3 protein-coding genes are annotated in these 3,729 nt (G+C 54.9%); 2 read left to right on the top strand and 1 reads right to left on the bottom strand.

Features of this window, described 5'->3' with window-relative positions; translation table 11 throughout:
- Positions 1-72 precede the first annotated feature (72 nt).
- Entirely contained in the window at positions 73-1,911 is a 1,839-nt protein-coding gene (locus tag ACSZPU_RS24270) for a DUF2264 domain-containing protein (RefSeq protein ID WP_499004123.1), read from the bottom strand.
- A 163-nt stretch (positions 1,912-2,074) separates the two neighbouring features.
- On the opposite strand from ACSZPU_RS24270, the gene ACSZPU_RS24265 reads away from it, so the two are divergent.
- Positions 2,075-2,944, top strand: coding sequence for a helix-turn-helix transcriptional regulator (locus ACSZPU_RS24265; RefSeq protein WP_499004121.1), 870 nt, complete (start codon positions 2,075-2,077; stop codon positions 2,942-2,944).
- Between the two features lie 84 nt (positions 2,945-3,028).
- A complete protein-coding gene (locus tag ACSZPU_RS24260; RefSeq protein ID WP_499004119.1) occupies positions 3,029-3,550 on the top strand; it encodes a 1,2-dihydroxy-3-keto-5-methylthiopentene dioxygenase in 522 nt (173 codons plus the stop codon).
- The last annotated feature ends 179 nt before the right edge of the window (positions 3,551-3,729 follow it).

Raw genomic sequence — 3,729 nt, 5'->3', positions numbered from 1 at the left:
GCGGGCATCGTGAAAAGTCTATGTCAAAGAAAGGGTTATGTTCTCATAATTGACGATTAAATCGCACCTTCCCTAAAACGCAATAGTGATACTTTTATTCCAGTGGGCGGGAGTCACCACCAGCTGGTTATTTTCACGTTGAAACGTGGGTAATTCAGTCGCTAACGGGCTGTCCGTTGGCATCGCCTGCACCGCGCACACCAGCCAGTGCGTTCCCGGTAAAAGCTCGCCTTTAAGCTGCGGGATAGCCGCGCACTGGGCAAACATGATGCTGCTATTGGGCGGTGTTACCAGGCAGTCCGGCTCGCGCGGCAGGTCGGGCGACAAGTCATAAATCATGCTGCTCCCGTTTTCCGCCTCCACCCGACAGCCCGCTTTCCCTTCATGCCGGGCAAACTGGTGCGGCGCTTTCATTACCGCAAAGCCCCCTTCCACGCTCTGCAACGTGCGGGCCGTTTCAACGCGGTGCACGCGGACATGCCAGTCGTCGCAGGGAATCAGCCAGGTTGAGACATGTACGTCATGCCAGACTGACCAGCGTGAAAAAATGTGGTCGGCATGGATGCTCACCTCTTCGCACTCACGGCGGCCGCGGAAATAGTTATCGCCTTCGCTCAGTAATAGCATGGAGTCGCTGGCAGCATGCTTGATGCCGTAGCGCCCGCGTTCGATGGTAAAACCAAAGGCGCTGGAGTAAGCGAATTTGGTGTATTTGGCCTCGGTGTTGACGTAATTGTTCAGCTCCAACTGCCCGGATGTCAGCATATAGACGTGCCGGGACGCCGCGCTGTGCACCAGGATTTGCTGGGCATGAGGAACGACACGTTGCGCGGCAAGCTCCGGCAACGGCAGCTCTTCGGCCTGCCAGAAGGCGTGGCTTTCCGGCAGCGCCAGAACCAAAAACACTTTCAGCGCCCAGTAAGGCGAACCCGGCGAGTTGTAGTCTTCGCACATGGCCAGATTGGGGTAGGCAAACCCCAGCGTCAGAATGCCATCGCGATCGAAAATAGGCTGACGCAACCACCAGCGCAGATGGCGGAGGATTAGCCCCTTCACCACGCCCGGCGAGAACGTATTCAGGCCGGCAAATGCCACCGCACTCCAGAACGCCACCATCGCAAAACGGTACGTCAGGCTACGGCCAAACGGCACGGATTCACCGCCCGACGCGGACATATAGATAAAGTCGCGGGCGAATAACTCCGCCCTTTCACGCAGACAGGCGGCGCGGCCTGGGTCATCTTCGCCATTGAGCGTGGCGTAAATCAGCCCGTAGAAATGAAAAGCCATCGAGATGTAGTAATCTTTGGGCCGACCCGGACCGTCCGAGTACCAGCCATCGCCCAGATAGTAGGCTTCCATCAGGTTAAAGCGCCGTTCGATGGCCTCGCGATCCCACGGCAACCCCGCGCGTTTGAAGCCCAGTTGCACCAGAATGGCGAAGTAATTCCAGTTGCTGTCCGGCATCTGCGCGTCGCTGATTTGATTAAGCCAGCGATGCAGATTGTCCCGCTCCTGAGCAGAGAAGCGACTCAGACATGTATCCTGCAACAGCGCGAGCCCGAGTCCCCAGGCCGCCATCTCGACCAGGCGCTGATCGTATGGCCCGGTATCCCCCCAGTAGCCGCTGCTTTGCGGATCGGTGCCGAGCTTCAGCGCCGTGATGTATTTTTCACTCAGCGGCAGTGCTTCACCGCCCGCCAGCAGAGGGAAGATCCCCCACATCGCCCGGGATAACCCCTCCATTTCGGCAATCTCCGCGCCGTAATGCGCACAGGTTTCGCCCAGCGAAAATCCCGAACGCCCCGCCGGAAACTGCTTATCCAGCGCGCTCAGCATCGTCTTAAGCGCTGCTGACACATCGCTACGTGAAGACAATGGAATTGATTTTTTTCCTTCAGCCATCTGCATCGGTTCACCCTCCGGTAAGTGGCTAAAGAATAGTGAATCGATAGAGTAGTGAAATGTTACCCCGGTCACACTGGCGAATTTTCAGCGAACCAGTAGTTGAGGAAATTTAAAATGGTGGTTTATAACAGCAGGTAACAGGACCAAAATTGAGAATGGTTGCACTATGGCTGAACCCTGGCATGCGGAACGTCTGGAACTGATCTCGCTAAACGACGCTATCGTGTCGTTTAGCCGACTGTTTGCCAATACCGTGCGCTACCATCACTGGCATCAATGCCTTGAGCTGCTGTACGTGGAAGAGGGATTTGGCGTGGTGATGGTCGATAATCGCCAGTACACCATGCGCCCCGGCAGGCTATTTTTCTTCCCGCCGTTTACGCTGCACAAAGTGATGGTGGATGAGCAAGCGCAGAACAGCTACCGGCGCACCATCATCCATGTGGATCATCGGGCCATCCTCAAACTATTCCGCGACTTCCCACATAACCAGCGGCGGTTGCAGCGCCTCTCGGTGCGCGGTGGGCAGGCCGTGGTGATGGATGCGGCGGATATTCATACCCATATCGATCACCTGTTTAGCCGCTATGCACAGCAGGCCGCCATCGCCAGTCTCAATAGCGAGCAGGTCGCCTGTTTACTGTTAACCCTGCTGAACATGCTGCCGGAAGAGAACGAAAAAATGCCGGAAGATCTCACGGGAATTGCCACGCCGGTGATGTTCTGGCTGGAAGAGAATTATCAGCAGAAATTTAGCCTCGCCCGGCTGGCAGAGGATTTGGGCAAATCGCGCAGCTATGTATCGCGCCGTTTTCTGTTTGAGACCGGCGAGCACATTCACCAATATCTTAATACCATCCGCCTGCGAAAAGCCTGTGAATTACTGCTGCACAGTATGCGAAGCATCGGCGACATTGCCAGCGAGGCAGGATTTTCTGATGTGACCTATTTTATTAGCGCGTTCAAAAAAGGGATTGGCGAGACGCCCTTACAGTATCGGAAAAACCACGTGACCCGCTTCGCTCAGAAGCAATAGCAATATTATATACGGAACCCGTCTTGCCATTACCCCTGCGATATGAAAGGTTATAGTCTTTCTATGTTACCAGGGTAAATCACGATGACGGCATTACACGTATTTCAACGCCCACAGACAACCGAACCCATACAATCGCTTTCCCGCTTTGACGACATCCGCACCTTTCTTTCCCAGGCCGGTATCGTGCTTGAACGCTGGGATGTTAGCGGCGTTGATAAAGGGACCAATGGAGCACAGCTGCTGGCGCAATTTCACGACAGTATCGAAGCATTAAAACAGCGCGAAGGCTACCAGTCGGCGGATGTTATTGCGCTGACGCCAGACCATAAAGACCGCATCGCGCTGCGGGAAAAATTCCTCCAGGAGCATACGCACAGTGAAGATGAAGTGCGCCTGTTTGTGCATGGTAGCGGCACGTTCTTCGTGCCAGCCGGGGACCTGGTGGTAAAACTGGTCTGCCACGCGGGAGATTTGCTGCGCGTTCCGGCCAATACGCCGCACTGGTTTGACAGCGGTGAACACCCGGATTTTGTCGCCATCCGCATCTTCACCAATCCGGAAGGTTGGGTTGGCCATCTGACCGGTCGCAGTACTTTTTATTGAGATATTGCAGGGCGCGTTTCCACGCCCTGTGACCTTATTTTGGCCGTAGGCCGCCGCACCAAAAAAAGAATGGTGTGGTTTTGGCGTATAGCGTCAGCAATATTTAGGCTGTGTCCCTTAATCACCTGAGTTATAGTAACTGTCTTTTTCAACAACATATTGAACTATGGCTCGCTACG

The organism is Phytobacter sp. V69 (assembly GCF_965644215.1).
Taxonomy (GTDB): domain Bacteria; phylum Pseudomonadota; class Gammaproteobacteria; order Enterobacterales; family Enterobacteriaceae; genus Phytobacter.
This window is presented reverse-complemented; position numbering and strand designations above follow the sequence as displayed.

Bases quoted from the DNA above. Each gene is read 5' to 3' on its own strand.
- ACSZPU_RS24270 (WP_499004123.1), bottom strand. From the start codon at position 1,911: ATGCAGATGGCTGAAGGAAAAAAATCAATTCCATTGTCTTCACGTAGC.
- ACSZPU_RS24265 (WP_499004121.1), top strand. From the start codon at position 2,075: ATGGCTGAACCCTGGCATGCGGAACGTCTGGAACTGATCTCGCTAAAC.
- ACSZPU_RS24260 (WP_499004119.1), top strand. From the start codon at position 3,029: ATGACGGCATTACACGTATTTCAACGCCCACAGACAACCGAACCCATA.